Below are 25,800 nucleotides of genomic sequence, written 5' to 3' on the forward strand. Positions count from 1 at the left end.
CCGATCTTTTGAACGAAAACTACCGCGCGTTCCGGCGGCGCTTCAGCTCGGAGCGAATGAGCATGAGCTCCCGGCTGCTTTGGCCGGCCACAGACGTGTTTTCTGCCGCCCGCCGTAATAAGTATGGCATCACCGAACGCACGGGTCCATAGGGCACGTATTTGGCCACATTGTAGCCCGCTTTGGCGAGGTTGAAGGAGATGTTGTCGCTCATGCCATAGAGTTGCGCAAACCAGACGTGTGGGTCATTGTTGGCCATGCCTTCTTCGGCCATCAGCGTGGTGAGGTAGCGGTTGCTGTATTCATTGTGCGACCCACACATGATGCTGATGTAGGTGCGGTGCGTGACACAAAACACGAGCGCATCGTTGAACGCTTTGTCGGTTGCCGCCTGGTCGGGTTGGATGGGGCTGGGATGGCCCGAGGCCTCGGCACGGGCCCGTTCCTTTTCCATATAGGCACCCCGCACCAGTTTGGCCCCTAAGCGATAGTGATGGCGTAGGGCATTTTCGTAGGCGTCTTGCAAATTTTGAAAAGACGCTGTGCGATAGAGCTGATAGGTGTTGAAAACGATGGCCTTCTCCCGGTTGTATTTTTCCATCATCTCATAGGCCAATTGGTCGACCGTGTCCTGGATCCAGGTCTCTTCGGCATCGACCAGCACGGGCACGCCGTAGGCATGGGCCAGCCGGCAAATATTGTCCACCCGGTGCCGGACCAATTCGAAGGACTTGTGTTCTTCGGGGGTGAGGATCAGTTTTTTCTGTACTTTCTCCAACACGTCGGTGGCGGCCAGGCCGGTCACTTTAAAGACGGAAAAAGGGATGTTCTTGCTTTGATGCGCCTTTTCGATCGTGCGCAGGGTTTCCTCCATGACACGGTCAAACCCCGCTTCCGTTTTTTCCCCTTCCACAGAATAATCCAGAATGGTCTTGACGCCAAACCGCGCCAGGGTCGTCGATGCGGCTTCGGTTTCTTCGATGTTTTCTCCTCCACAAAAATGATCGAAAGCCGTTGCCCGGATCAATCCTTCCACCGGCAGGCGAAGCTTTAGCGCGAGCCTTACCGACCCCGTGGCAAGGGCCGACATCCACGGGTGGTTTACCAATGAGAAAATAAAGCTGGCTTTTTTAATGGCCGCGTCGGACTTGTATTGGAAGGCGACGGCGGTGTCTTCAAATGAAACGTTGGTCTCTGGTTTCATAACGAAAAAATGTCGGGCAAATATAGGAGTTATCCTCACCGCCGGTAACAGCCGAAATTTTGTTTGCCGGGATTTTAATAACTTTCGATCAAAAGATTCATAAAAGCCTGATGCTGCCCGATAACATTCTGTTTTCTTCCGATCCCGCCAACGATTTAAGGCCTTTCCTGCAGAAAAAAAATTATAGCCAGATCGGCGTGCTGGTCGATGAAAACACCCAACAGCACAGTTACCCGCTCATCCGCGAAGGCCTTCCTCCGCATTTTGTGATCCCGGTAAAAAGCGGCGAGGAACAAAAGAACCTCACCACCTGCGCCACCATTTGGCAGGCCATGACCGACCGCGCGATGGATCGCCATGCGTGCCTGATCGTCCTGGGGGGAGGCGTGCTGGGCGACATGGGTGGCTTTTGTGCGGCTACCTATAAACGGGGCATCGATTTCATACTGATCCCCACCACCCTGCTGGCGCAGGCCGATGCCAGCATCGGCGGAAAACTGGGCATCGATTTCAATCACTACAAAAATCACATCGGCGTTTTCCAACAGCCGACGCTCACCCTGCTCTATGCCGGCTTCTTAAAAACGCTTCCCTACGCCGAGTTGCGTTCCGGGTTTGCCGAGGTGATCAAACACACCCTCATCGCCGACAAGGCCATGTGGGAAGTGATCGCGAAGAAACCTTTGGAAACGCAGGACTGGGATGCGCTCATCCGCCACTCCGTTGCCTTCAAGGCGCGCATCACACAAGAAGACCCAAAAGAAAAAGGATTGCGCAAAATTCTGAATGCCGGCCACACCATCGGCCATGCGTTGGAAACCTATCTGCTAGGCGCCGACCGTCGCGTGCTGCACGGTGAAGCGGTCGCCGTCGGGCTCATCACCGAAGCTTACATTGGCCGGCAGCGAAACCTGATCGGCGAAGAAGACTTCAAACGCCTTTGCGCTTTTCTGCTAAAGATCTATGGAAAAGTAAATTTCGGGGAAGAAGAAAGAGAAGCGATCGCCGCAGTGGCGCTGCAAGACAAGAAAAATAAAGGAAATACAATTCTAAGCGTCCTGCCCGATGGGATCGGCAGCGCCAAGTGGGACTATGAAATCAGTCTTGATGAGGTAAAAGGGGCTCTGTCATTTTACCGTTCACTTCAGATGTAATAGGCTGTCTCTTCAGCGACAACTTTTTTACCCGATTTCAGGGAGCCTTTTAAAGTCCGTGCTCCTTTGGCAACAACCATTTTGGTTTTCTCTTTTCTGTCGCCGGTCAACAACCAGGCGGCCAGTAATGCGCTTGAGGCGATGCCTACACCCAATGCGATTTTTCCTGTAGTACTCATATAAGCCGTAACTTAAATTCTTTCGTAAATGTTTCGGGCAATGAAAATAAATCTTCGACAAACTGTATTTTGCCGGACAATTTTTTCCCCTTGAGCACAAGCATCAAACTCAAACGAACGTCTGTTCTCCGCGGCACGGCCCAATGGCTCCCCGCATCCAAAAGCATCAGCAACCGTGCCCTCATCATCAACGCGCTGGCCGGCGGCGCCTCCGAGCTTCATAATCTCTCCGACGCCAACGACACCCAATTGATGTTACGGTTGGTGAACTCTACTGATCCCATCATCGACGTAGAAGATGCCGGCACGACGATGCGATTTTTGACCGCCTATTTTTCCGTCACGCGGCAACAAAAAACCCTGACGGGCACATCGCGAATGAAGGAGCGCCCCATCGCGTTGTTGGTAGATGCTTTGCGCACGCTGGGGGTGGAGATCGACTACCTGGAAAAAGAAGGATATCCGCCGCATCGTATAAAATCGTTCGCCGGCCAGAAGGTGCAAACCATCAGCATCCGCGGCGACGTGAGCAGCCAGTACATTTCCGCGCTCATGATGATCGCCCCAACCCTCCCCCAGGGATTGACCCTGGAGCTGACGGGCAAGATCGGAAGCCGCCCCTATATCGAAATGACGGCTGCGCTGATGAAGCATTTCGGGGCGCAATGCACACTCCTCGAAAACAAAGTGATCGTACCACACCAGACCTACAAACCTGCCGCCTTCACGGTGGAGTCCGACTGGTCTGCCGCCAGCTACTGGTTTTCCTTTGCCGCACTGGCCGATCAGGCCGAGATCCTCCTTCCCCGCCTTTCCCTGGATTCGTTGCAAGGCGACAGCAAGATTGTCGACATCATGAAGGTGCTGGGGGTGAATGCCGTCCTGGAAAAAGGCTTGTTGAAGCTCACCAAAACCGATCACAAAAAAGAACTGCATTGGGACTTCACCCATTGTCCGGACCTGGCCCAAACGGTAGCTGTGATCTGTGCGGTGAAAAATGTGACCGGATATTTTACCGGCCTGGAGAGTCTTCGCATAAAAGAGACCGACCGCATCGCGGCCCTTCAAAACGAGCTACGGAAAATCGGTGCGGACCTTATTGAAATAGATTCAGAACACTGGACCTTGAAGCCTTCCGCAGCCTTGCCGGATTCGGCCTATTTCAATACCTATAAGGACCACCGGATGGCCATGGCTTTTGCGCCGCTGGCTACACGCATGGACGTGGAGATTGAAAAGCCGGAAGTTACCCGCAAGTCGTATCCCAACTTCTGGAAAGACATCCTTTCTTTTGGCATTCCGGCTACGTAAGTCTGAGGGAATTGAAGTAGGCCGGGGCCTTGAGCAGCCGGCTGCCATACCACGAGAACATTTCTCCATCCACCAAAAGAATTTTGGACAAGGGACAAAGTTGTTGCAGTTCCGCTTTGTGCTTGTCCTGAAACGGGTAGGGTTCGGACGAGAGAAAAATAAGATCCGGTTTCCATTCCTGGATTTGTTGTGACGATAACTCCGGGTACCGCGGCACGTGAGCAGCAACGTTATTCAATCCAATGGTGGTGAGCATCTCGTGTATAAAGGTACCCGAACCGGCGGCCATCCAGGGCTTTTTCCAGATGAGGTAGAGCACCGAGAGACCCTCGTGTTTTTTTATTTGGGCGAACGCCTCGCGTATGCCGTCCACGATACGGCCCGCCGCAAGGCTGGCATCGGTCATTTGCCCTACTCCGGCAATCATCCCGAAGGCGTCTTGCAGTGTAACAATGTCGCTGATCCAGACCGGATAGCGGGCCTCTAATGCCTCTATGCCTTCTTTATAGTTCTCTTCTTTATTACCGATGATCAGATCGGGCCGGAGGTTGTGGATGGCCTCAAAATCGAAATGCTTCGTGCCGCCTACCACGGCTTTCGCTTTGCGCCAGGCTGGGGGATGGATGCAAAATTTAGTGATGCCGATCACCTGTTGGTCCAAGCCCAGGTCGGCCAGGAGTTCGGTTTGCGACGGTACAAGGGAAATGATCCGTTTTGGAGGAAAAGGAAGGGTGATGTTTTTGCCGCGTTGATCGGTGTGAGATGGGTCGTGCATCCTTCAAAGTAAAGAAAAAGGAAGGGCACAAAAGGGAAGGATAAAAAAAACGTACAGAGCGCGCAAAGAAAAGACCCTCTCTTGTAAAAACTCTGCGGCCCCGTACGTATATCTTTCAGTACCTCGTTTGGTACTATGTTTCAAAAGTATCTTAAAAAACGCACAGAGCGCATAGAGAAAAGACCCTCTCTATAAAAACTCTATGACCCCGTGCGTAAGTCTTCATTCAACCTCAATGGACTGTTGCAGTTGGTTGGGTATGCGGATCATGAACGTGGTTCCTTCTCCTTTTTTCGATCTCACCTCGATCGAACCCTTCAACCGATCTATTGTATCTTTTACAATAAACAATCCAAGTCCCGTTCCCTGCGATTGATCTGTTGCCCGAAAGAACAGATCAAAAATTTTCTCCTTATACTCAGGGTCAATTCCTATGCCATTATCTTCAATGCGAATGTCGCAAAATTCATGGTCGACATGCGTTGCAATTTTGATGAATGGATTTTGTTTTTGCAAGTCCTGGTACTTAATCGCGTTGGAAAAAATGTTAGTTATAACCGTTTTCACCCGTATCAGGTCTGAATACCATTCCACGCCATCGTCTTCGGCTTGCAGTAAAACCTTTACCCGGTTGCCGTTGTGGAGATTTTTCAGGTTCTCCAGTTCGTCTGCGAGCAATTCTGCCAAATTTATTTTTTCCCGTTGCAACGCCAGTTTCTCGTTGCGGAAAAAATTGTTCATCTCTTCAAGGTACGAATCCAATTTCAACAGGCTCTTTTTGATCAGGCCGATGTATTGGTCTTTCTCTTCTGCCGGCGCATTCTCTGCGATACTCACCAAGCCCAGGGCCGACATCAAAGGGGCTTTCAAATCGTGTGTGGTCTTGTAAATTACCTGGTCCAGGTGTTGATTGGAGCGCAGTAATTCCTCTTCCTTATGTTTTTGATCCGTAATGTTGTGCAGTTTCAGCACCAATCCCTGCACCTTAAAGTGGTCCAGTAAATTGGATACGTGCACATCAAAATAGATCTTCTGGTCTCGTTGTACGGTCAGCTCCACTTCGTCTACTACGGAATGGGGCGTTTCGTTGAGGCAAGCTTTCCAGCTCTCCTCTTTGTCGCGGGTGACGTAATCAAAAATATTACGACCCAACAACGAAACCGGCGCGACGTCAAAGATCTTATGAACGGACGAAGAAATGTAGCGAATTCTAAATTCTTTGTCTGTTACGATGATGATGTCATCCGAATTTTCAACTACTTCCTGGAACATCCCCTCATTCTCCATACTCAATTCCTGTGATACCCAGTAGAAAACTCAAATGGTTTTCTCTATATCAAAATCGCCATACTACTCAACTGTGTAGAAACTTTCAGGCTTGACGCTCCAATCACTCCTTGGTTGAGCTCAAACTTCAGTTTTCCTTCGATCACTTTGAAGTTAATACAGCTTCCTTTTTGGCCCATCCCATTACCATCGGTGATGGTCAACACGGATTTGCCCGTTGTGCTTGTCTTTATGTTCTCGAACTCTTTGTTCTTCGACTTTCCAACATATACCACCTGGCATGAGCCGGCTTCGTCGGCAGAAGCAAGGTTCTTGATCACATATTTTTTTACTCCCTTAGGCTTACCGTCGTACCATGTTTTGAGGGTGTTGAAGACGTTTTCGTCTCCGATCACACCTACTACAAACTCGCCGGCTTCGCTTTCATTTGGCCACTGTACATACTTAATAAAGTTGTACAACATGGCAGCGTGAATTTCATGTGTGGGCCTTTCTTGCGCCACGACAGTGCCCACGGCGATGGCCATGAGTGCTGTCAAAAAGAGGTTTTTCATAGATTAAAAAATTAATTGGGCTTTTGCTAATCTACTACTTAATCTGGAAAAAACCCCAGGGTGTAACCCCCGAGGCTTCCAAACAACCCATTAAATCAATATCGCCATAGACGAAAGCGCACCGGATACCTTCAAGTTAGAAGCTTCGATCGCTTTTTGGTTGAGCTCGAACTTCAGTTTGTTGTCTACCATCTTGAAGTTGATGCCGCTGCCTTTTTCACCTAATCCGTTCTTATCTGTAATCACCAAAGTGCCTTTACCTTTCACTTTGTTGTTTGCTGCTTCAAATTCGCCGCTTTTAGACTTGTCGATGAACAACACGTGGCAGTCGGTAACTTCAGAAGCGTTAGCGAACTTCTTGATCACATACGTCTTCGTGCCGCGGGGTTTACCGCCATACCATCCGTTGAGCGTGTTGTAGATGTCTGCATTGCCTACTACACCGATCACAAATTCACCAGATCCGGCGTGGTCGGGCCACTGCACATATTTGGTAAAATTGAAAACCATCATGGAGTAAACTTCCTCTACCGATCTTTCTTGTGCGTAGGTGCTGCCGCTTATCAGGAGGGCTGCCACCGCGAGAGCTTTAAACATTTTCATAATACTTGGTTTGTTTGATGATACAAAAATAGGCTCCCCCAATAATGTGGAGGAGCCTATTCAAGGGTTAACCTTATCGATGTAAGGTTTTTACCAATGATTACTTAATGTAGCGGAAGTCATGGCCCGGCTTGAGCTGCAGGAGGAATTCGTAGATCAGGTTAATAACGCTTTCCACGTCGTCTTTATGTACCATTTCCACGGTTGTATGCATGTATTTGAGCGGCAACGATATCAGTGCGGAGGCTACTCCTTCCGCCGAATAGGCAAAAGAATCGGTATCCGTACCGGTAGAACGGGAGACCGCCTGGCGTTGGAATGGTATTTTTCGTTTTTGAGCGGTCTCTATGACCATTTTAAGGACATTATTCTGCACGGCAGGGCCATAGCATACCACCGGTCCGTTGCCACATTTCAGGTTTCCGCTCTCTTTTTTATTGTACATGGGCGATTGCGTATCGTGCGTCACGTCTGTACAGATCGCGACGTCGGGTTTGATGCGGCGGGAGATCATTTCGGCCCCCCGGAGGCCGATTTCTTCCTGTACGGCGTTTACTATATAGAGGGCAAAAGGTAATTTTTTCTTGTTTTCATGCAGTCTGCGGGCTACTTCCGCGACCATGAAGCCGCCCATGCGGTTATCCAGCGCGCGACCGACCAGCCAATGTTTGTTCATTTCCATCAGTTCGTCCTCGAATGTGATCACGCAGCCCACGTGCACGCCCATGGCTTCCACTTCTTTTTTGGATTCGGCTCCCACGTCAATAAAGATATTCTTCAAGGTGGGGGTTTCTTCCTTGCCGGCGTCACGCACGTGAATGGCCGGCCAGCCAAATACGCCTTTCACGATGCCGTTTTCCGTTTGGATGTTCACCCGCTTGGAAGGGGCGATCTGGTGGTCAGAGCCACCGTTGCGGCGTACGTAGATGTAGCCGTCTTCGGTAATGTAGTTAACAAACCAGGAGATCTCGTCAGCATGGGCTTCGATCACCACCTTGTAGGCAGCTTTCGGGTTGACAACCCCTACTACGGTTCCGTATACGTCCACGATATGGTCGCTGATGTAAGGCTTCAGGTAGTCCAACCAGATCTGCTGGCCGGGCGATTCAAAGCCGGTGGGAGATGCGTTGTTGAGATACTCGTAGAGGAATTGTTTGCTCTTCTTATCCATAGTCTTATTTCAATTGGTAAGCGTATAGGGTTTTATAGTAGATCTATAACGGAATATTTCCGTGTTTTTTCTTTGGCAATTTAGCCACTTTATTTTCCAGCATGCCAAACGCACGGATGAGTTTCTCGCGGGTTTGGTCGGGATAGATCACCTCGTCGATATAGCCGCGGTGTGCCGCGCGGTAGGGGTTGGCAAACTTGTGGGTGTATTCATCCACTTTTTCGTTCAGCTTGGCTTCCGGGTTGTCCGATTCGGAGATCTCTTTCTTAAAGATGATTTCGGCCGCTCCCTTCGCGCCCATCACGGCGATCTCGGCCGTGGGCCAGGCATAGTTCAGGTCGGCGCCGATGTGCTTGGAGTTCATCACATCATAGGCACCGCCATAAGCTTTACGGGTAATGACCGTTACGCGCGGCACCGTGGCCTCCGAGAAGGCAAACAGCAACTTCGCGCCGTTGGTGATGATGGCGTTCCATTCCTGGTCGGTGCCGGGCAAAAATCCAGGCACATCCTCGAAGACGAGCAAGGGTATATTAAAACAATCGCAGAAGCGCACAAACCGGGCGCCTTTGACACTGGAGTCTATATCCAGGACACCCGCCAGGGAAGCGGGTTGATTGCCCACCACCCCGATGCTCCGACCGGCCAGCCTTGCAAAACCCACCACAATGTTTTCGGCAAAGTTTTTATGCACCTCGAAAAAGCTGTCGTTGTCCACCACGCCGCTAATGACCTCGCGCATGTCGTAGGGTTGGTTTGGGTTGGCCGGGATGATGTTGTTCAGCGCCGGGCGTCGCTCATCGCCCGCAGTATAGGGCAGCCGGGGGGTGTCATCTTCGCAGTTCTGGGGTATGAAGCTCAGGATCTTTTTGATCTGGCTGATGCATTCCACTTCATTGGCGCAGGCAAAGTGCGTCACCCCGCTCTTGGTGCTGTGGGTGGTGGCCCCGCCTAATTCCTCGGCCGTCACATTTTCGTGCGTCACGGTCTTCACCACGTTGGGGCCGGTGACAAACATGAACGACGTGTTTTCCACCATAAAAATGAAATCGGTAATGGCGGGAGAATATACGGCTCCCCCCGCGCAAGGTCCCATGATGGCCGAGATCTGTGGGATCACCCCGGAGGCTAATGTATTCCTGTAAAAAATATCAGCATAGCCACCCAGTGACACCACACCCTCTTGTATGCGGGCGCCACCGGAGTCGTTGAGGCCAATGAGCGGTGCGCCGTTTTGCATGGCCAGGTCCATGATCTTCACGATCTTCTCGGCGTGGGTTTCCGAAAGGGAGCCCCCAAACACGGTAAAATCCTGGGAGAAAATATAGACCAGCCGTCCGTTCACCGTTCCGTAGCCGGTGATGACACCGTCGCCCAGATAGTATTCTTTGTCCAGGCCGAAGTCTTTGCTACGATGCATGACAAACTTGCCCAGCTCTTCAAAAGAACCTTCGTCCATCAGGAGATTGACGCGTTCGCGGGCGGTTAGTTTTCCCTTGGCGTGTTGTTGTTCGATACGCTTTTCTCCACCCCCGAGCAGGGCTTCCTGGTTCTTGCGTTCGAGTTCGTTGAATTTTTCCTGGAGGACATTATCCTTGATGGTTCGCTTGGCCATAGCATCCGCTGATTAAAAGTTTAAATATAGTCCGAATTGGGATTTTTTTGCTTTGGGGAAGACGTTTTACGCAGGGGAACCGGCGCTTGACTGGGTTTCTAAAATTCGTATCTTCACGCGCCCTCCTGACACCTATGGAAAGCAAGATCGCCATCATTGATATGGGAACGAACACGTTCCATCTGCTCATTGCGGAAGCCGATGAGCGGGGCTATCATATCACGTATCGCGAGCGGTTGGCGGTGAAGATCGGAAAAGGGGGTATCAACCAAGGGGTCATTACAGAGGAAGGCATCCAGCGGGCTCTGCTGGCCATGCAGAGCTTCAAGAACACGATCGACCAGCAAAGCATCAAGAAAGTCTATGCCTTTGGCACCAGCGCTTTGCGCAACGCTACCAACGGCGACGAGGTAGTGCAACGGATCAAGGCGGTGACGGGCATCGATTCGAACATCATTTCCGGCGACCTGGAAGCGGACTACATCTACATGGGCGTGAAGTCGGCCATGGACATTGACAAAGAGAAATCACTCATCATCGATATTGGCGGCGGCAGCGTAGAGTTTATCCTCGGCAACAACGACCGCATCTTCTGGAAGCGCAGTTTTGAAATTGGAGCGCAACGCCTGCTGGAACAATTTCAAAAGAACGACCCCATCACCAAAGACGAGATCGAACGCCTCGACCGTTACTTTGAAAAAGAACTTCAGCCGTTATTGAAAGAGCTGAAAATCCACCAACCGCACGTGCTCATCGGATCGTCCGGCACCTTCGACACGCTGAGCGACATCTTCTGCATCCAACACGACATCCATAAAAGCCCCGAAGAGATCGAAACGCCTTTGACGTTGCAGGGCTTCTATGATATCTACGACGAGCTGCTTCACAAGAATCGCGAGCAGCGCATGCAAATTCCCGGCATGATCGATATGCGCGTTGATATGATCGTGGTGGCGTGTTGTCTGATCCGTTATCTGCTATCCGTGCACACATTCAATCGCATTCGCGTTTCTACTTATGCTTTGAAAGAAGGGGTGTTGGCTACGCTGATTAATGAGGTGATGGCTTCTAAAAGTATAACCGTTTAATCTTCCGCTGTTGATACTACGGCGGTCGTAAACAACGTTGTTTTCAGGCTCCCTATCTATCCCATGAGAAAATTTGCAATTCTGATCGTTTGGCTTGCTGCCTGTCATTCTTCCGAAAGGAAAATCACCGCCCCCGACTACACTGCAAAAATCAGAAATCTCCTAATAACTGAATTTGATCTAAAGGACTATGACTATTCTGATCTTGATTCAACTTTGAAGTATGGGAATTTACCTGAGAAGGAGATTATTCTACATCCTGGGAACTACAAACTCAGGCTGATTGAGGTGTACACTAATACATATGACCCCTTTGTCGTCAAGGTATTGAATACCAACGATAGCTTACTTTTCTTATTCACTTTCACGGATGAATTGCATTATAGGGATAATGATTTTCATGCAAGCTTTTGGGGACGGGAAACCATAAAACGAGAGCAACCATCTGAAAATTGGACACCACCCCCATACAAAAAGAACTTAGAGAGTAATTTAAATGCGCTGATCATAAAACTGGGATATCAGAGAGATCGGCGGGCCATTGAACAATTACTGGGAGCAATTTTTAACGACTTGCTACACATGAAGCCTTTCAACGAGTACGAGATGCGAAATTACAATTCCATTTTGTCTAAAGTCAAAACCAACGATCCGGTGATCAAGCAAAGCTTGCAGGAATACGTTGATCTCGAAAAGAATTACAACGGGCAGTTCTGTGTGCTTACAAAAGATGGTCTTTTTGGATTTTGGCTATTCGATCTTGAGGAGAATAATGAGGATTTTAGGGTAAAAGTCCATTTTATCGGCGACCTCCTCTACTCTACGTTTTATATGTGACGATCGTTATTCTCCGCCCTCCGACTATAGCACGCCGCATATTATTTCTCAAGGATATGACCGGCTGAAGAATATGGAATCAAATCATAGAATTAGCCAATGCCGTTAGACTCTTCGACACTTTTATTAATCGTTTTTCCAATTCCGTATTGTTGATGTCGTAGCGCAAAGTGCTGTTCTCTGTCACGATGAAACTAAAGCCCGCACCTTTTTTGTAAAGGCCCTCACGCTCGCAAATGATCATGACGGATTTGCCTTGTGTGGCTTTGATGATGTCGTCAAGCGCGCTGCTCTTTCCATCGGCCAGGTAGATGACCTGGCTTTCGCCGATGTCGGTGATCTCGTTGGCTTGGGTCACCTTGAGGGTATGGCCGTTCAGGTTCTTCCCATTTTGTTTTTGCAACTCTTCATAGACTTTCGATTTGCCATAGACCGTCACCTGCAGTTCGCCGTTGAGGTTGGGCCAGGATGAATACTTGGCGATGTTCACCACAAAGAGGGCATACACCTGATAGTTGGTCGTTTGGCTCCACGCCGTTGTGGCGAGGCCGAAGACGAGGAGAAGGGTATATATTCGGGAGGGTCTCATGGCTATTTTTTGAAATTGATCTGGTAAGAAATTTTCACAACATATTCGCGGCTGCGCCCGGAGATGGGAGCATAGCCACCGTTGTAGGCTTCGGGAATGGCAGGGCGTGCATTGCCGATGTCATAGGCGCCGGCGCCCAAGTTAAATCCAGGAAGAATATTCCGGTAGTTAAAGAAGGCGTTCACCAACATATAAGGGTCCAGGGTCGTTAATGCCGGATTGCCATCGTCATCTAACATCGTGTAGGCATATCGCTTGCTGGCGTAGATGAACGTCGGGTTGAAGCTCAGCCTCGATGTGAGGTAGAAGTTGGTGTTGAGGGTGATCTTACTTTTCGAAAACCCAACGTATTGGGATTGCCCGGGCACGGAATAAGTGGCCACGGTATTGTCTTTCAGGGCCGTGCTATAGGAATAGGTCAGGTTTGCATACCAGGTTTTTTTGCGGATGCTATAAACCGCTTCCAATCCACGGCTTCCACTCTTTTTCGAGTTCTCATACCATTCCTCGAATGTACCGTCCTCGTCGTTTCCTTGCGAGCCATAGACGAGCACATTTTTCGTCGTGATGTTAAAGGCGTTGACGGCCAGCAACATTTCGGGGGTGAACTGGTAGCCCAGCTCCACTTCAAACACGTTTGATTTTTCCGGTTTCACCTGACCGTTCAAGGCGATGTTGATGTTCTGCAGCGAGGGTGCGCGGAAGGCCTGGCTAAACAACACTTTGAAGTGGAAGTTCTCGATCTTCTTGGTCAATGCGATACGGGGCACGAAGGCTGCGCCATAGCGATTATTCTTCTCATAGCGGAACCCCAGCGTGGCATTGGCCAACCTATGTTTAAAAAGGCCTTGGGCGAAGAAAGCAAAGTTGTTCAGCTTGAGCGTTTGGTCACCTTGAAACAAACCGCCATTCAGCAGATCCTTGCCTTCGTCCTGAAAATAGACCCCGCCGAACGTGACGCTGGCTTTGCGCGAAAAGTCGTAGATCGCGTCAACTTGTGCCAGGGCGCGCGTAGCCCTGACGTTGAATGATTTTTCTTCCGTTTCCCGGTTCCCATAGGTCCAGGGAACCTGGTTATAGTATTTCAGTTGCGGTGTAATGAGCAGCTTGCTGCTGGCTTTCCAGGCATAGCGCAGGTCGGCAAAGAAGTTTTTGTTCGAGACAAACGTTGTGGGGTCCGACGTTTCGAACTCGTCGTACATGGTGCGGAACGAGAGGCTTTTGTATTTCAATCCCAAGTTCAGGTTCGTGGGGTCGGCGCGGGTCACTTTGGAGAGATCCTGTACGCCGTAATCTTGTAAGAGATCCTGGTGTTGGCGTTGGTCGCTCACGATGCCGTTTCCTTTGAAAGCATTGAAGTCCCACGAAAAGGTGTCGGTCTTTCGGGAGGCCATCACCCCGCCGTTGGTCCGGCCTACGGCATTGGCATGAAACCCGCCGGTGCCGTATACCGCCACGCCGTTGAGGCTATCGGCCGCTTTGGTGATGATGTTGATCACGCCGTATTCCGCAGACCCGCCATAAATGGCTGACCCAGGCCCGCGGATGATCTCGATGCGTTCCACCGCGTCGACCGGGAAGCGGTTGCCGATGGCTACGGTTTGATAAAGCAATTCATTGAACGGCTGGCCGTCCATCATCACCAGCACTTTTCCCTCGTTGGCCCAGCTTCCCCGCAAGCCAATGCCCATCACAAACTGAAGGTCCTGCTGCACATCGAAGCCCGGCACCAGGCGCAACACGTCGATCATGTCGCGGGCGCCGCTGTTTTGAATTTCTTCAGCGGAAATGACCGTGATGATCCCAGGGGTTTCGCGCGTGGTCAGCCCGTTCTTGGACGATACGGCCACGTTCTTATTGAGGATTTTTTGAAGATCGCTTTCCGCCGTGAAGGCGTTGAGGTTTAGCAGCGAATCGAGGTCTTGTGAAAAAGCGGTGAGTGACGATAGGAGAAAGCCTGCCAACCAGGCACAGCGGTATTTTTTTAGCATAGGCTAATAATGTTTGAGGTCATAGGTTGAGCCTTGCGGGGCATACGGTCGAAAGCGTGGAGAAAGAATTATACCAAAAAATGAAAGTGATTCAGCGTTAAAAAAATCAGGCTTCACAGGGCCATTGGTATCCCAAATTAAGATATTTTTTTTAGAGTTGGAAGGGTCACCGGTTTGGCCGTCTAGGCACGGTGCTTTTCGTTCTTATCTTTGCCCCATGACAGATCCCATCTACGCCTACGATTCACTGAAAGATTTCGCCCTGAACATCTTCAAGAAGATCGGTTGCCCCGACGACCAGGCCGTGCTCGCCACGGATGTTTTGCTGCGTGCCGATTTGCGGGGCATCGACTCGCATGGCATTGCGCGTTTGTCGGGTTATGTGAGGCTCTGGGATAAGAAGCGCGTGAATGCCGCGCCGAATGTGCGGGTGGTCCATGAGTCGCCTAGTACGGCCGTGGTGGATGGGGATGGCGGTTTGGGGCTGGTGGTGGCGCCCAAGGCCATGGAAATTGCCATCCGCAAAGCACAAATCGCGGGCACCGGTTGGGTAGCCGTGAAAAACTCCAATCATTTTGGCATTGCAGGTTATCATGCCATGATGGCGCTGGAACACGACATGATCGGTATGGCCATGACCAATGCCAGCCCGCTGGTAGCCCCCACGTTTTCCGTTGAAAGATTATTGGGAACAAACCCCATCGCCGTGGCTATCCCCGCCGATAACCAGCCGGCTTTTGTGGCTGACTTTGCGACGACTACAGCCGCCAATGGCAAGCTGGAAATTCTGCAACGTAAAAATCAAGCGGCGCCTGTGGGTTGGGTGCAAACTAAATCGGGGGCTTCTTCTACCGATCCGAATGAAGCCAAAAGTGGTGGCGCTTTGATACCACTAGGGAGCGACCGCGAGCATGGCAGTCACAAAGGATTTTGTCTTGGTGCTTGGGTGGACATTTTTTCGGCGGTGTTATCGGGTGCTAACTATGGCCCCTGGGTGCCGCCGTTCGTGGCCTTTTTGGAGCCGCCTTCGGATCCAGTGGGTGAAGGTATCGGTCATTTCTTTGGCGCGATGCGCGTGGATGCTTTCCGGCCGGCGCAGGAATTCAAATCGCATATGGACAATTGGATCACGCGCTTCCGCTCGGCCAAAACCATCGAAGGACAGGAACGCGTTATTATTCCCGGTGATCCCGAACGGGAGATGCACGCTCAACGCATGGCACACGGCATCCCTTTGAATCCAAAAGTTGCCGAAGATCTGAAGGAGCTTGGTAAAAAATTCGGTGTAAATTTTTAGAATCCAGCCGTTATGCCCACGCGCAAAACCAGCGGGCTATTGTACGGGGAGAAGTCTGTCGAGCTGGTCGGCTCGCGATAGCTAAAATTATACAAGGCCATCGCATAAAATCCCGCGTGACGGCCGATCGGCTGAAACAAACCACCACCCGCCATAAAGCTATTGAAGCCCCTGCGGACGGTCTCGTTTTGCGAGATGGGATACTCGTAGTTCAAATATTCATACTCGGTGTGCAGGAAGAACGGCCCATAGAAATTATAGCGCAGAAAAGGGCTGATGCCGTAGTCGTTCGTGGAGATGTTGAAAGCGGATTGCTTGTATTTGGTGTAGCGATATTGCACTTGTGCACCGGCAGCAAGCTTGGGGGTGATCTTATAGCCGATCAACGGCGAAATGGAAACGTAACTGTAATAGCTTGAGAAGCTCAATCCAAATCCGCCGCCCGTGAAAATCCGTTCGCGTATCGAAGGCTTTTCACTCATTTCTTCGTCGCCCCATTGAGCAAATGCCACGGTTCCCATCAGGATGAGGGAAGCGGCCAGCATAATCTTTTTCATACCACTTAGTCTTTTTCCGCTACGATGAAGATGTCTTCACTTTCTTTTTTCATCAAGTATTTCTCGCGGGCGAATTTTTCCAGTGACTCCCGGTCGCCGAAAACTTCGTCGCGATCCTTTTCCACTTCCTTTATTTTTTCTTCGTAATACTCCTTTTCATTTTCCAGTGATCGCAGTTTCGAACTCAACTGATAGCGGGCGATCATGTTGTTCGAATCCAGGGCGATCATCCAAAGCACGAAGAAGGCGATCGATAAAAAATAAAAATTCCGGAACGGTTTGGGCAGTTTCTTGAACATATAGCTTAAAAAGTGATACTAAGATAGAGAATAAATCAACGTCAAAAAACAAGCCTCGCTTCCCTCCGGTCGCTAAGGATTGGAAACGAAAAAAGCCAGGACATGTTGCCTGGCTTTTCTATTATTCATTCCGATAAGGACTACATGTTCTTGCCGGGGAAATAGCCGATCTCGCCCAACTCTTCCTCGATGCGGATCAGTTGGTTGTATTTCGCCATCCGGTCGGAACGGGAAGCCGAACCCGTCTTGATCTGACCGGTGTTCAGGGCCACGGCCAGGTCGGCGATGGTGCTGTCTTCGGTTTCACCCGAACGGTGTGACATCACGCTCTTGTAGCCATTGCGTTTTGCCAGGTTCACGGCGGCGATGGTTTCGGTCAGGGAACCGATCTGGTTCACCTTGATAAGGATGGCGTTGGCAATGCCATCGTCGATGCCCTTCTGGAGGCGTTTCACGTTGGTTACGAACAGATCGTCGCCCACGAGTTGTACTTTGTCGCCGATGCTTTCGGTGAGGGCTTTCCAGCCTGCCCAATCGTCTTCGGCCATGCCGTCTTCCAAAGAGATGATGGGGTATTTCTTAGCCCAGTTGGTCCAGTATGCTGCCATTTCTGCGGGCTTCAGTTTCTGACCGGAAGACTTTTTGAAGTGGTATACTTTTGCTTTGGGATCGTAGAATTCAGATGCGGCAGGGTCAAGGGCGATGAACATATCGGAACCGGGTTTGAAGCCGGCTTTCTCGATGGCTTTCAACACCACTTCGATAGCTTCCTCGTTGGATTTGAGGTTCGGTGCAAAACCGCCTTCATCCCCTACGTTGGTAGAAAGACCTTTATCGTGCAATACTTTTTTCAGCGTATGGAACACTTCGGCACCCATGCGAAGGGCTTCCGAGAATGATGCTGCGCCTACGGGCATGACCATGAACTCCTGGAAGTCGATGGCGTTGTCGGCGTGGCTACCACCGTTCAGGATGTTCATCATCGGCACGGGCAGCGTATTCGCGCTCACACCACCGATGTAACGGTACAGGGGCATGCCGGCTTCCATGGCAGCGGCTTTAGCAATAGCCAAAGACGTTCCAAGGATAGCGTTAGCACCCAGCTTGCCTTTGTTGGGCGTGCCATCCAGATCGATCATGATCTGGTCGACCAGGTTTTGTTCGAAAACATCAAAGCCCACCACTTCGGCAGCGATCTTGGTGTTCACGTTGTCCACGGCCTTCAACACGCCTTTTCCCATGAATTTCTTTTTATCACCATCACGGAGTTCTACGGCTTCGTGTGATCCGGTGGAAGCACCGGAGGGCACAGCGGCGCGTCCAAATGCGCCGGACTCAGTTACTACATCAACTTCAACTGTGGGGTTGCCGCGGCTGTCGAGAATTTGCCGGGCATGAATGCTTTCGATTAAGCTCATAGTGATTTTAGATTTATGGATTGGATGATAGTTGTTCGGGTTATGCGGTGATGGGTTCGGCGATTTCCGCCTGGATCATTTCGATGAACTCGTCGAAGAGGTAGCGCGAGTCGTGCGGCCCGGGGGAGGCTTCGGGGTGGTATTGCACCGAGAACGCTTTCCGGTCTTTCAGGCGGATGCCCATGATGGTGTTGTCGTTCAGGTGGACGTGGGTGACCTCTACGTTTGCATTCTTCTCGATATCTTTTTCGTTCACGGAGAAACCGTGATTCTGAGAGGTCATTTCACCTTTGCCCGTAATCAGGTTTTTCACGGGGTGGTTCAATCCGCGGTGACCGTGGTGCATTTTGTACGTAGAAATTCCGGAGGCCAGCGCCAGGAGTTGGTGGCCGAGGCAAATGCCGAAAAGAGGCTTGCCGGAATCCAATGCTTGCTTCACCGTTTCAATGGCGTAGGCCATCACTGAAGGGTCGCCAGGGCCGTTGGAGATAAAATAGCCGTGGGGATTCCAGGCCTTCATTTCCGAGAAGGCGGTTTTGGCAGGGAACACTTTGCAATACACGCCGCGGCTGGCCAGGTTGGTCACTATGCTTTGTTTGATGCCCAGGTCGAGCACAGCCACTTTGATGGGGGCATTGACATCGCCCACGGTATACGCTTCCTTGGTCGTTACCACCGAGGAAAGTTCAAGCCCATTCATGGAGGGCACTTTCTTTATTTCTGCTTTCAGCTGCTCTGGGGTGAGCTCGGATGAGATGATGGCGTTCATCGCGCCTTTACTGCGAATGTAGCGCACCAGCATCCGGGTGTCGATGTTGGCGATGCCCACCACGTTGCGGCTTTCCAGGTATTGCTGCAGGCTGCCGGTGGCCGACTTGCGGCTGAATTCGTGGGCAAATTCGTTGACCACCAACCCGGCAATCATGGGGCGACTCGACTCTTGTTCCGCGTCAAAAGCACCATAGTTACCAATGTGGGCATTGGTGTTGACGATGATCTGTCCGTAATAAGAAGGATCTGTGTAGATCTCCTGGTACCCGGTCATCCCGGTATTGAAGCATATTTCACCACCCGAGGTGCCGATTTTACCGATGGCCGTTCCCTCCACGAGGAGGCCGTCTTCAAGAAGGAGGTAAGCTTTTTTCTGCATAGCGTTCGCAAAAATACGTTAGTAATTCCGGGATTAACACGCCCGGGCGTAGGTTTTTACCAGCGGCCAGGGCATAAAAAAAGGGATCAAACGATTGTTCGATCCCTTTCCGTATGAATGGCGTTCTGTCACTATTCTTTTTCTTTTTTAGTGGAAGCTTTCTTGGGCTTCTTTTCTGCCTTTTCAGCTTTGGCTTCGGCTGCGGGAGCAGCTTCGGTTGCGCCTTCGGCACCTTCGGTTTTCTTCGCACCGCGGCTTCTTCTGGTCTTGGCTTTCTTAGCCACGCCTTCCTTGCTGTAGAGCGTGTTGAAATCCACGAGTTCGATGAGACACATTTCGGCGTTATCGCCTACGCGCACATCACCCAATTTGATGATGCGGGTATATCCACCCGGACGATCGGCAATCTTCGATGCTACTTCACCAAACAGGGTCTTCACAGACTCCTTGTTTTGGAGGTAGGAGAACACCGTTCTTCTGGAGTGCGTGGTATCGTCCTTCGACTTGGTCAGCAAAGGCTCAACATATTTTCTCAACGCTTTGGCTTTGGCTACCGTGGTCGTGATTCTTTTGTTCAGAATCAGCGAAGAAGCCATGTTCGAAAGCAACGCTTGTCTGTGCGCTGTTTTTCTACCTAAGTGATTTACCTTCTTACCGTGTCTCATGATTTCCTAGTCTTCATCAAGTTTATACTTGGAGAGATCCATACCGAAGGTGAGGTTCTTCTCCGCTACCAATTGTTCCAATTCTGCCAGCGACTTCTTACCGAAGTTTCTGAATTTCATCATGTCCGAGATCTCCAGTTGAACGAGGTCGCCCAGTGATTTCACATCGGCTGCTTTCAAGCAGTTGTAGGCGCGTACGGACAGATCGAGATCGTGCAATGCGGTCTTCAACAGTTTGCGCATATGCAACATTTCTTCGTCTACCTGCTCTACTTCTGCGTCTTTGCCGGTTTCGAGTTCCATCGACTTGTCGGAGAACAGGGCAAAGTGCTTGATGAGGATGTGTGCGGCACCTTCCAACGCCTTCTCAGGGTGGATAGATCCGTCGGTTTCGATGTCTACTACCAACTTTTCGTAGTCGGTCTTTTGCTCTACGCGGGTGTTTTCTACGCTGTATTTCACGTTCTTGATAGGCGTGAAGATGGCGTCGATCGGAATGAATCCGAATACTTGTTCCGTAGGCTTATTTTCTTCAGCCGGGAGGTAGCCTCTTCCCTTCTCGATCGTGAGTTCGATCTCGAAGTGAGCGGTTTCGTCCAGGTTGCAAATGACGTGTTCGGGGTTAAGAATTTCGAAAGCAGACGTAAACTTGGCGATGTCGCCAGCTTTGAATTGCTTTTGTTTCTTAATGTTTACTGTGATTTTGTTATCGAAGTTATCCGATACTTTTCTGAACCGAACCATTTTCAGGTTGAGGATGATTTCGGCAACATCCTCCACAACTCCTTCGATGGTCGAAAACTCATGAAGTACACCGGGAACCTTGATTCCGGTGATCGCATAACCTTCCAGGGAGGACAACAGGATTCTTCTCAGCGCGTTGCCGATGGTCACCCCATATCCTTTTTCCAGAGGCTTGAATGTGAAGAGACCGTGAAAATCATCGGACTTTTCCATCGCAACCTTCTCTGGCATTTGAAATGCTAATATTGACATAGTGATGTTGTTAACAGTTAAAATTACTTCGAGTACAATTCAACGATCAGCTGCTCGTTGATGTTTTCGGGAATATCAACGCGCGGTGGCAGGTTGATGATCTTTCCTGTCATTTCGCTGTTGTCCCACTCCAACCAGTTGTACTTCTTGGCTCCTTGGAGGGAGAGGCTGTTGGTGATGACTTCTAATGATTTGGAACGTTCGCGAACTTCCACCAGGTCACCAGGCTTCAGTGTGAAAGAACCGATATTTACTACATCGCCGTTCACCAGGATGTGTTTGTGCAATACCAATTGACGAGCCGCGCGGCGTGTGGGCGCGATGCCCAAGCGGTACACGGTGTTGTCGAGCCGTGACTCCAGCAATTGCAAGAGCACTTCGCCGGTTACGCCCTTCTTGCGGGATGCGGTGTCGAACAATTTTGCGAATTGTCTTTCCAGCAAACCGTAGATGTATTTGGCCTTTTGCTTTTCAGCAAGCTGCGTAGCGTATTCCGATTGCTTGCGCTTCTTGCCACGGCCGTGTTGACCCGGAGCATAGTTCTTCTTCTGAAGCGCCTTGTTATCACCTAAAATAGGCTCGTTGAAACGTCTTGAGATTCTGACTTTAGGGCCTGTGTATCTTGCCATGGTAAAACCTAAATATAATATTCTTTAATTAAACTCTTCTTTTCTTCGGAGGGCGGCAGCCGTTGTGCGGCAGCGGCGTAACGTCGCGGATGGCGGTTACTTCAATGCCCGATCCTTGGATGGTGCGGATAGCCGATTCACGTCCGGCGCCGGGGCCTTTCACGAATACTTCTACCTTTCTCAATCCCTGTTCGAAAGCTTTGGTAGCGCAATCCTGAGCAGCCACCTGTGCGGCATAGGGAGTGTTCTTCTTCGAACCCTTGAAGCCCATCTTTCCGGCCGATGCCCAGGAAATTACTTGTCCTGTGGTGTTGGTCATCGAAATGATGATGTTGTTGAACGTGGCACGGATGTGTGCATGCCCTACGGCTTCCACGTTCACTACGCGCTTCTTCGCTTTATCTTTTCTCTTTTCAGCTGTCGCCATTATTGAAAAGTTTATCTATTAACCTTTAGTTGCTTTCTTCTTGTTCGCTACCGTCTTACGCTTACCCTTACGAGTGCGGGCGTTGTTCTTGGTAGTTTGTCCACGAACGGGCAAGCCCTTTCTGTGGCGCAATCCTCTGTAGCATCCGATGTCCATGAGGCGTTTGATGCTCAACTGGATCTCGGACTTCAGGGCGCCTTCAATTCTGAATTTCTCAGCAATGATCGCGCGGACTGCGTTTGACTCTTCGTCATTCCATTCCTTAACTTTCTTGTCGATGCTTACACCGGCCTCCGTCAGGATCTTCTGGGCTGACCTACGGCCAATACCAAAGATGTACGTGAGACTGATTTCGCCTCGCTTGTTATCGGGAATATCTACACCTGCTATACGTGCCATAGTATGTTAACCTTGTCTTTGTTTAAACCTAGGATTCTTTTTGTTAATCACATACAGTTTGCCCTTGCGTCTGATGATCTTGCAATCAGCGCTGCGTTTCTTTATGGATGCTTTAACTTTCATGTTCGTTGTTACTTGTATCTAAATACAATTCTACCTTTTGTTAAATCGTAAGGCGACATTTCCAATCTTACTCTGTCGCCGGGCAAAATGCGGATGTAGTGCATTCTCATCTTGCCTGAAATATGTGCCAGCACTTCATGTCCGTTTTCCAACTGTACGCGAAACATCGCATTGGATAACGCTTCTGAAATTGTTCCGTCCTGTTCTATTGACTTTTGTTTCGCCACTTATATGGATAGTTTTCTTCAATATACTCGTGCGTCGTCAATATCACTGTTTCGTCCTCGGTCACGGCCACCGTATGTTCAAAATGTGCGCTGGGCATGTGGTCTGCGGTTCGCACCGTCCAACCGTCGTTATCCTGCACGACATTCTTTGTTCCCCGGTTTATCATCGGCTCGATGGCGAATACCATTCCGGCAATGATCTTGACTCCTTTGCCCCGCTTTCCATAGTTGGGCACTTCCGGATCTTCGTGAAGCTTGCGCCCCACGCCGTGTCCCACCAGTTCGCGAACCACACCGTATCCGAAGCTCTCTACGTAGCTCTGGATCGCATAGCTCACATCCCCGATCCGGTTTCCTGCTTTTGCTTGTGCGATGCCCCGGTAAAGGGACTCGTACGTGCGATTCAGGAGGAGCAATGTCTCCGGTCCTACACCTTCCAGTGGATAAGTGTATGCCGAATCACTGTGAAAATCTTTATATAAAACACCACAATCTATCGAGATGATGTCCGTCTCTTTCACTTCGTAGTTGCCCGGAAATCCGTGGACCACTACGTCGTTTACCGAGATGCAGAGTGATGAGGGAAATCCGTTGTAGTGTTTGAACGACGGTATTCCACCATTATCCCTGATATACTCTTCCGCCAGCTTGTCCAGATCCTTCGTTTTCACACCAGGCTTTACTTTCCTGGCGATCTCTCCGTGGGCCTTCCCCAGAATCTGGGCGCCCTCTTTCATGATCTGTAACTCGTCTGCCGTTTTTAAGTTAATCATTCAGCCTTTAAGCCGCAGCAAATTGAGAACGTCCTTTCACTCTGCCCGACTTCATCATCCCTTCGTAGTGTCTCATGAGCAAGTAGCTTTCGATTTGCTGGAGGGTATCCAATACCACCCCAACCAAGATCAGAAGCGACGTGCCACCAAAGAACTGCGCGAAGTTCTGTCCTACTCCAAGTTTTACTGCGAATGCGGGAAGCACGGCAATAGCACACAGGAATAAAGCTCCGGGCAATGTGATTCTTGATAAAACAGTGTCTATAAACTCAGCGGTTTGTTTGCCGGGTTTTACTCCGGGCACAAAGCCACCGTTGCGTTTCAAGTTGTCAGCAATGTCGTTCGAGTTGATCGTGATCGCCGTATAGAAGAACGTGAAGATCAAGATCATGGACGCGAACAGCAAGCTGTACTGCCATGAATACGGATCCGAAAACGTAGACCCGATGTAGGCGCCGATCTCGCTGTCTCTCCACATGCCCGCGATGAGGGCCGGGAAGAACATCAAGGCTTGCGCGAAGATGATGGGCATTACCCCTGCGGAGTTCAACTTCAACGGAATGAAGTCGCGCTTGCCGCCGTAGAGTTTGTTGCCGATCACTTGCTTGGCATATTGGATCGGGATGCGGCGTGTCGCTTGCGTCAGGGCAATAACGGCTACCACGATTCCGAACAGTACAAACAATTCAATGATAAAAGCGAATGCCTTTCCAGGGAACTTGTCGCTGATCTCGGCCATCAATGCCAGGGGCAAACGAGACACGATACCGATCATGATCAGCATGGAGATACCGTTACCGATACCTTTGTCGGTGATCCTTTCACCCAACCACATACAGAACATTGTTCCGGCGATGAGGATGGCTACCGAGGTCACGTAGAAGAACGGTCCGGGGTTCATGATCACCGAAGGATCGATAGCACCTTTCAGGTAGCTATAACCTTGGAAGATCGTGATGAAGATCGTCAACACGCGAGTGTATTGATTCAAACGCTTCCGACCTGAGTCGCCTTCTTTCTGCAGCTTCTGGAAATAGGGTACAGCAAATGAAAGGAGCTGTACGATAATCGAAGCCGAGATGTACGGCATGATGCCCAATGCGAAAATCGACGCGTTGTTAAAGGCACCACCCGAGAAGGTGTTGATAAAGCCGAGAATACCACTGCTGTTGCGGTTCACATCCAACCGGTTAGGGTCGATGCCGGGCAATACAATATAAGATCCGAGCCTGAAAATGACCAGGAATCCCATGGTATTGAGAATCCTGACGCGCAGGTCTTCTATTGAGAAGATATTCTTTATGGTTTGAATGAAACGCTTCATTACTTCACGGTTGTGGCTGTTCCACCTACTTTTTCAATCGCTTGTGTTGCGCTAGCAGAGAAGGCATGTGCCTCGACGCTAACCTTCGCTTTCAATTCACCTCTTCCTAAAACTTTCACTTTGTCGTTCTTGCCTACTACACCATTTTCAATCAGCACTTGAAGGCTGAGGGTTGTAGATTTTACTTTTTCAGCAAGACCTTCCAAAGCATCAAGGTTCACTGCCTTGAAATATTCTTTGTTGTTGTTCTTAAAACCGAACTTCGGTACGCGACGCTGCAAAGGCATCTGACCCCCTTCGAAGCCAGACTTCTTGGCGTTACCCGAACGGGACTGCGCACCTTTGTGACCGCGTCCTGCCGTGCTTCCACCCGAGCCCTGACCGCGGCCAAGTCTCTTGTTTGTTTTTGTTGAACCTTCAGCAGGTTTTAATGTATGCAGCTTCATCTTACAGTTCTTTTACAGTAATCAAATGATTTACTTTTGAAATCATACCGGCAATCTGCGGAGTCAGCTCCACTTCAACCGTTCTGTTTATTTTACCGAGGCCCAATGCTTGGATCGTGCGGATCTGCGTTTCAGGTCTCTTGATGGTGCTTCTTTTCTGCGTGATCTGTACTTTCGCCATGTCTCTTAGCCGTTAAATACTTTCGACAATGATACTCCTCTGTTCTTTGCTACGGTGAAGGCGTCGCGCATGCTGGTCAATGCCTTGAAGGTAGCTTTCACCACGTTGTGGGGGTTTGACGAGCCTTTGGATTTTGCCAACACGTTGTGTACACCGGCACTTTCCAATACGGCGCGCATAGCACCACCGGCGATAACACCCGTACCGGGCGAAGCGGGCTTCAGCAATACGAATCCACCGCCAAATTTTCCAACAGACTCATGCGGCACAGTGCCTTTGATGATCGGCACTTTCACCAGGTGCTTCTTCGCATCGTCGATGCCTTTGGTGATGGCGTCTGTTACTTCGTTGGCTTTGCCCAATCCGTAACCTACCACTCCGTTTCCATCGCCTACTACGACAATGGCTGCGAAGCTGAAACGACGACCACCTTTCACCACCTTGGCTACACGCTCGATGGCTACTACTCTTTCCTTAAGATCGATTTCGCTGGCTTTTACTGTGCTTATGTTGCTTACTGACATATTTCAG

31 protein-coding genes are annotated in these 25,800 nt (G+C 50.2%); 5 read left to right on the top strand and 26 right to left on the bottom strand.

Annotated features, from left to right (window positions below; all coding sequences use genetic code 11):
* Positions 1 to 19: 19 nt before the first annotated feature.
* Positions 20 to 1,204 carry a proline dehydrogenase family protein gene (locus D4L85_RS05975; protein ID WP_119753459.1) on the bottom strand — a complete coding sequence of 395 codons (1,185 nt, stop codon included), beginning with the start codon at positions 1,202 to 1,204 and terminating at the stop codon, positions 20 to 22.
* Positions 1,205 to 1,314: 110 nt separating this feature from the next.
* Here D4L85_RS05975 and aroB point away from each other — a divergent pair, with 110 nt between their 5' ends.
* Positions 1,315 to 2,358, top strand: a complete 1,044-nt coding sequence (gene aroB, locus D4L85_RS05980) for a 3-dehydroquinate synthase (RefSeq protein ID WP_119753460.1) — start codon at positions 1,315 to 1,317, stop codon at positions 2,356 to 2,358.
* Here aroB and D4L85_RS05985 read toward each other — a convergent pair.
* Positions 2,349 to 2,537, bottom strand: coding sequence for a hypothetical protein (locus D4L85_RS05985; protein ID WP_119753461.1), 189 nt, complete (start codon positions 2,535 to 2,537; stop codon positions 2,349 to 2,351). The genes aroB and D4L85_RS05985 overlap by 10 nt on opposite strands.
* Before the next feature lie 90 nt (positions 2,538 to 2,627).
* On the opposite strand from D4L85_RS05985, the gene D4L85_RS05990 reads away from it, so the two are divergent.
* Complete coding sequence (locus D4L85_RS05990; protein ID WP_119758675.1) at positions 2,628 to 3,848, top strand: 3-phosphoshikimate 1-carboxyvinyltransferase; 1,221 nt, start codon at positions 2,628 to 2,630, stop codon at positions 3,846 to 3,848.
* Here D4L85_RS05990 and D4L85_RS05995 read toward each other — a convergent pair.
* The 6 genes from D4L85_RS05995 to D4L85_RS06020 all read right to left on the bottom strand — a co-directional run bounded on the left by D4L85_RS05995 (position 3,841) and on the right by D4L85_RS06020 (position 9,853).
* Positions 3,841 to 4,623: an ABC transporter substrate-binding protein gene (locus tag D4L85_RS05995; protein WP_119753462.1), complete on the bottom strand. Its 783-nt coding sequence runs from the start codon at positions 4,621 to 4,623 to the stop codon at positions 3,841 to 3,843. The two genes, D4L85_RS05990 and D4L85_RS05995, sit on opposite strands and share 8 nt — an antisense overlap.
* Positions 4,624 to 4,845: 222 nt before the next feature.
* Positions 4,846 to 5,910 carry a PAS domain-containing sensor histidine kinase gene (locus D4L85_RS06000; protein ID WP_119753463.1) on the bottom strand — a complete coding sequence of 355 codons (1,065 nt, stop codon included), beginning with the start codon at positions 5,908 to 5,910 and terminating at the stop codon, positions 4,846 to 4,848.
* A gap of 44 nt (positions 5,911 to 5,954) precedes the next feature.
* Positions 5,955 to 6,464 carry a YfiR family protein gene (locus D4L85_RS06005; RefSeq protein ID WP_119753464.1) on the bottom strand — a complete coding sequence of 170 codons (510 nt, stop codon included), beginning with the start codon at positions 6,462 to 6,464 and terminating at the stop codon, positions 5,955 to 5,957.
* Positions 6,465 to 6,554: 90 nt separating this feature from the next.
* The gene (locus D4L85_RS06010; RefSeq protein WP_228450789.1) at positions 6,555 to 7,067 is read right to left on the bottom strand and encodes a YfiR family protein; all 513 of its coding nucleotides are present in this window, start codon (positions 7,065 to 7,067) and stop codon (positions 6,555 to 6,557) included.
* 100 nt (positions 7,068 to 7,167) lie between these two features.
* On the bottom strand, positions 7,168 to 8,238 hold the full coding sequence (locus D4L85_RS06015) for a M42 family metallopeptidase (RefSeq protein WP_119753465.1): 1,071 nt from the start codon (positions 8,236 to 8,238) through the stop codon (positions 7,168 to 7,170).
* 43 nt (positions 8,239 to 8,281) lie between these two features.
* The gene (locus D4L85_RS06020) at positions 8,282 to 9,853 is read right to left on the bottom strand and encodes an acyl-CoA carboxylase subunit beta (RefSeq protein WP_119753466.1); all 1,572 of its coding nucleotides are present in this window, start codon (positions 9,851 to 9,853) and stop codon (positions 8,282 to 8,284) included.
* A 134-nt stretch (positions 9,854 to 9,987) separates the two neighbouring features.
* Between D4L85_RS06020 and D4L85_RS06025 the strand changes: the two genes are divergently transcribed.
* Entirely contained in the window at positions 9,988 to 10,941 is a 954-nt protein-coding gene (locus D4L85_RS06025) for a Ppx/GppA phosphatase family protein (RefSeq protein ID WP_119753467.1), read from the top strand.
* Positions 10,942 to 11,004: 63 nt separating this feature from the next.
* Positions 11,005 to 11,778, top strand: coding sequence for a hypothetical protein (locus D4L85_RS06030; protein ID WP_119753468.1), 774 nt, complete (start codon positions 11,005 to 11,007; stop codon positions 11,776 to 11,778).
* Positions 11,779 to 11,857: 79 nt separating this feature from the next.
* On the opposite strand, the gene D4L85_RS06035 is transcribed toward D4L85_RS06030, so the two are convergent.
* Both D4L85_RS06035 and D4L85_RS35020 read right to left on the bottom strand, forming a co-directional pair.
* Positions 11,858 to 12,367 (bottom strand): YfiR family protein, encoded by a 510-nt coding sequence (locus D4L85_RS06035; RefSeq protein ID WP_119753469.1) that lies wholly within the window; start codon positions 12,365 to 12,367, stop codon positions 11,858 to 11,860.
* A 2-nt stretch (positions 12,368 to 12,369) separates the two neighbouring features.
* The gene (locus D4L85_RS35020) at positions 12,370 to 14,358 is read right to left on the bottom strand and encodes a TonB-dependent receptor plug domain-containing protein (RefSeq protein WP_119753470.1); all 1,989 of its coding nucleotides are present in this window, start codon (positions 14,356 to 14,358) and stop codon (positions 12,370 to 12,372) included.
* A gap of 217 nt (positions 14,359 to 14,575) precedes the next feature.
* Between D4L85_RS35020 and D4L85_RS06045 the strand changes: the two genes are divergently transcribed.
* On the top strand, positions 14,576 to 15,655 hold the full coding sequence (locus D4L85_RS06045) for an Ldh family oxidoreductase (RefSeq protein WP_119753471.1): 1,080 nt from the start codon (positions 14,576 to 14,578) through the stop codon (positions 15,653 to 15,655).
* On the opposite strand, the gene D4L85_RS06050 is transcribed toward D4L85_RS06045, so the two are convergent.
* From D4L85_RS06050 to rpsE, 16 genes are all read right to left on the bottom strand, one after another.
* The gene (locus D4L85_RS06050) at positions 15,652 to 16,212 is read right to left on the bottom strand and encodes a hypothetical protein (protein ID WP_119753472.1); all 561 of its coding nucleotides are present in this window, start codon (positions 16,210 to 16,212) and stop codon (positions 15,652 to 15,654) included. The two genes, D4L85_RS06045 and D4L85_RS06050, sit on opposite strands and share 4 nt — an antisense overlap.
* Before the next feature lie 5 nt (positions 16,213 to 16,217).
* Positions 16,218 to 16,511 (bottom strand): septum formation initiator family protein, encoded by a 294-nt coding sequence (locus D4L85_RS06055; RefSeq protein ID WP_119753473.1) that lies wholly within the window; start codon positions 16,509 to 16,511, stop codon positions 16,218 to 16,220.
* 140 nt (positions 16,512 to 16,651) lie between these two features.
* On the bottom strand, positions 16,652 to 17,929 hold the full coding sequence (gene eno / locus D4L85_RS06060) for a phosphopyruvate hydratase (protein ID WP_073141623.1): 1,278 nt from the start codon (positions 17,927 to 17,929) through the stop codon (positions 16,652 to 16,654).
* Between the two features lie 40 nt (positions 17,930 to 17,969).
* Positions 17,970 to 19,079, bottom strand: a complete 1,110-nt coding sequence (gene carA / locus D4L85_RS06065) for a glutamine-hydrolyzing carbamoyl-phosphate synthase small subunit (protein ID WP_119753474.1) — start codon at positions 19,077 to 19,079, stop codon at positions 17,970 to 17,972.
* Positions 19,080 to 19,210: 131 nt separating this feature from the next.
* Positions 19,211 to 19,744: a 50S ribosomal protein L17 gene (rplQ, locus tag D4L85_RS06070; protein WP_073141619.1), complete on the bottom strand. Its 534-nt coding sequence runs from the start codon at positions 19,742 to 19,744 to the stop codon at positions 19,211 to 19,213.
* 6 nt (positions 19,745 to 19,750) lie between these two features.
* Entirely contained in the window at positions 19,751 to 20,740 is a 990-nt protein-coding gene (locus tag D4L85_RS06075) for a DNA-directed RNA polymerase subunit alpha (RefSeq protein ID WP_073141617.1), read from the bottom strand.
* Positions 20,741 to 20,763: 23 nt separating this feature from the next.
* Complete coding sequence (rpsD, locus tag D4L85_RS06080) at positions 20,764 to 21,369, bottom strand: 30S ribosomal protein S4 (RefSeq protein WP_073141615.1); 606 nt, start codon at positions 21,367 to 21,369, stop codon at positions 20,764 to 20,766.
* Positions 21,370 to 21,397: 28 nt separating this feature from the next.
* On the bottom strand, positions 21,398 to 21,796 hold the full coding sequence (gene rpsK / locus D4L85_RS06085; protein WP_119753475.1) for a 30S ribosomal protein S11: 399 nt from the start codon (positions 21,794 to 21,796) through the stop codon (positions 21,398 to 21,400).
* A gap of 18 nt (positions 21,797 to 21,814) precedes the next feature.
* Entirely contained in the window at positions 21,815 to 22,195 is a 381-nt protein-coding gene (rpsM, locus tag D4L85_RS06090) for a 30S ribosomal protein S13 (protein WP_073141611.1), read from the bottom strand.
* A gap of 6 nt (positions 22,196 to 22,201) precedes the next feature.
* Positions 22,202 to 22,318, bottom strand: a complete 117-nt coding sequence (ykgO, locus tag D4L85_RS06095; protein WP_073141609.1) for a type B 50S ribosomal protein L36 — start codon at positions 22,316 to 22,318, stop codon at positions 22,202 to 22,204.
* 8 nt (positions 22,319 to 22,326) lie between these two features.
* Entirely contained in the window at positions 22,327 to 22,545 is a 219-nt protein-coding gene (gene infA / locus D4L85_RS06100; protein ID WP_073141607.1) for a translation initiation factor IF-1, read from the bottom strand.
* Positions 22,524 to 23,318, bottom strand: a complete 795-nt coding sequence (gene map, locus D4L85_RS06105) for a type I methionyl aminopeptidase (RefSeq protein WP_119753476.1) — start codon at positions 23,316 to 23,318, stop codon at positions 22,524 to 22,526. The genes infA and map overlap by 22 nt, the downstream gene beginning before the upstream one ends.
* Before the next feature lie 7 nt (positions 23,319 to 23,325).
* Positions 23,326 to 24,642 carry a preprotein translocase subunit SecY gene (gene secY, locus D4L85_RS06110; RefSeq protein WP_119753477.1) on the bottom strand — a complete coding sequence of 439 codons (1,317 nt, stop codon included), beginning with the start codon at positions 24,640 to 24,642 and terminating at the stop codon, positions 23,326 to 23,328.
* Complete coding sequence (gene rplO / locus D4L85_RS06115) at positions 24,642 to 25,088, bottom strand: 50S ribosomal protein L15 (protein WP_119753478.1); 447 nt, start codon at positions 25,086 to 25,088, stop codon at positions 24,642 to 24,644. Before rplO ends, secY begins: the two co-directional genes overlap by 1 nt.
* Position 25,089: 1 nt before the next feature.
* A complete protein-coding gene (gene rpmD, locus D4L85_RS06120; protein WP_073141599.1) occupies positions 25,090 to 25,269 on the bottom strand; it encodes a 50S ribosomal protein L30 in 180 nt (59 codons plus the stop codon).
* A gap of 5 nt (positions 25,270 to 25,274) precedes the next feature.
* Entirely contained in the window at positions 25,275 to 25,793 is a 519-nt protein-coding gene (gene rpsE, locus D4L85_RS06125) for a 30S ribosomal protein S5 (RefSeq protein WP_073141597.1), read from the bottom strand.
* Positions 25,794 to 25,800: the final 7 nt, after the last annotated feature.

This window comes from Chryseolinea soli (assembly GCF_003589925.1).
GTDB classification, from domain to species: Bacteria; Bacteroidota; Bacteroidia; order Cytophagales; family Cyclobacteriaceae; genus Chryseolinea; species Chryseolinea soli.

What these genes read in the sequence shown, in the direction of transcription:
- D4L85_RS05975 (WP_119753459.1), bottom strand. Translation starts at nt 1,204, where the DNA reads ATGAAACCAGAGACCAACGTTTCATTTGAAGACACCGCCGTCGCCTTC.
- aroB (WP_119753460.1), top strand. Translation starts at nt 1,315, where the DNA reads ATGCTGCCCGATAACATTCTGTTTTCTTCCGATCCCGCCAACGATTTA.
- D4L85_RS05985 (WP_119753461.1), bottom strand. Translation starts at nt 2,537, where the DNA reads ATGAGTACTACAGGAAAAATCGCATTGGGTGTAGGCATCGCCTCAAGC.
- D4L85_RS05995 (WP_119753462.1), bottom strand. Translation starts at nt 4,623, where the DNA reads ATGCACGACCCATCTCACACCGATCAACGCGGCAAAAACATCACCCTT.
- D4L85_RS06000 (WP_119753463.1), bottom strand. Translation starts at nt 5,910, where the DNA reads ATGGAGAATGAGGGGATGTTCCAGGAAGTAGTTGAAAATTCGGATGAC.
- D4L85_RS06005 (WP_119753464.1), bottom strand. Translation starts at nt 6,464, where the DNA reads ATGAAAAACCTCTTTTTGACAGCACTCATGGCCATCGCCGTGGGCACT.
- D4L85_RS06010 (WP_228450789.1), bottom strand. Translation starts at nt 7,067, where the DNA reads ATGAAAATGTTTAAAGCTCTCGCGGTGGCAGCCCTCCTGATAAGCGGC.
- D4L85_RS06015 (WP_119753465.1), bottom strand. Translation starts at nt 8,238, where the DNA reads ATGGATAAGAAGAGCAAACAATTCCTCTACGAGTATCTCAACAACGCA.
- D4L85_RS06020 (WP_119753466.1), bottom strand. Translation starts at nt 9,853, where the DNA reads ATGGCCAAGCGAACCATCAAGGATAATGTCCTCCAGGAAAAATTCAAC.
- D4L85_RS06025 (WP_119753467.1), top strand. Translation starts at nt 9,988, where the DNA reads ATGGAAAGCAAGATCGCCATCATTGATATGGGAACGAACACGTTCCAT.
- D4L85_RS06030 (WP_119753468.1), top strand. Translation starts at nt 11,005, where the DNA reads ATGAGAAAATTTGCAATTCTGATCGTTTGGCTTGCTGCCTGTCATTCT.
- D4L85_RS06035 (WP_119753469.1), bottom strand. Translation starts at nt 12,367, where the DNA reads ATGAGACCCTCCCGAATATATACCCTTCTCCTCGTCTTCGGCCTCGCC.
- D4L85_RS35020 (WP_119753470.1), bottom strand. Translation starts at nt 14,358, where the DNA reads ATGCTAAAAAAATACCGCTGTGCCTGGTTGGCAGGCTTTCTCCTATCG.
- D4L85_RS06045 (WP_119753471.1), top strand. Translation starts at nt 14,576, where the DNA reads ATGACAGATCCCATCTACGCCTACGATTCACTGAAAGATTTCGCCCTG.
- D4L85_RS06050 (WP_119753472.1), bottom strand. Translation starts at nt 16,212, where the DNA reads ATGAAAAAGATTATGCTGGCCGCTTCCCTCATCCTGATGGGAACCGTG.
- D4L85_RS06055 (WP_119753473.1), bottom strand. Translation starts at nt 16,511, where the DNA reads ATGTTCAAGAAACTGCCCAAACCGTTCCGGAATTTTTATTTTTTATCG.
- eno (WP_073141623.1), bottom strand. Translation starts at nt 17,929, where the DNA reads ATGAGCTTAATCGAAAGCATTCATGCCCGGCAAATTCTCGACAGCCGC.
- carA (WP_119753474.1), bottom strand. Translation starts at nt 19,079, where the DNA reads ATGCAGAAAAAAGCTTACCTCCTTCTTGAAGACGGCCTCCTCGTGGAG.
- rplQ (WP_073141619.1), bottom strand. Translation starts at nt 19,744, where the DNA reads ATGAGACACGGTAAGAAGGTAAATCACTTAGGTAGAAAAACAGCGCAC.
- D4L85_RS06075 (WP_073141617.1), bottom strand. Translation starts at nt 20,740, where the DNA reads ATGTCAATATTAGCATTTCAAATGCCAGAGAAGGTTGCGATGGAAAAG.
- rpsD (WP_073141615.1), bottom strand. Translation starts at nt 21,369, where the DNA reads ATGGCAAGATACACAGGCCCTAAAGTCAGAATCTCAAGACGTTTCAAC.
- rpsK (WP_119753475.1), bottom strand. Translation starts at nt 21,796, where the DNA reads ATGGCGACAGCTGAAAAGAGAAAAGATAAAGCGAAGAAGCGCGTAGTG.
- rpsM (WP_073141611.1), bottom strand. Translation starts at nt 22,195, where the DNA reads ATGGCACGTATAGCAGGTGTAGATATTCCCGATAACAAGCGAGGCGAA.
- ykgO (WP_073141609.1), bottom strand. Translation starts at nt 22,318, where the DNA reads ATGAAAGTTAAAGCATCCATAAAGAAACGCAGCGCTGATTGCAAGATC.
- map (WP_119753476.1), bottom strand. Translation starts at nt 23,318, where the DNA reads ATGATTAACTTAAAAACGGCAGACGAGTTACAGATCATGAAAGAGGGC.
- secY (WP_119753477.1), bottom strand. Translation starts at nt 24,642, where the DNA reads ATGAAGCGTTTCATTCAAACCATAAAGAATATCTTCTCAATAGAAGAC.
- rplO (WP_119753478.1), bottom strand. Translation starts at nt 25,088, where the DNA reads ATGAAGCTGCATACATTAAAACCTGCTGAAGGTTCAACAAAAACAAAC.
- rpmD (WP_073141599.1), bottom strand. Translation starts at nt 25,269, where the DNA reads ATGGCGAAAGTACAGATCACGCAGAAAAGAAGCACCATCAAGAGACCT.
- rpsE (WP_073141597.1), bottom strand. Translation starts at nt 25,793, where the DNA reads ATGTCAGTAAGCAACATAAGCACAGTAAAAGCCAGCGAAATCGATCTT.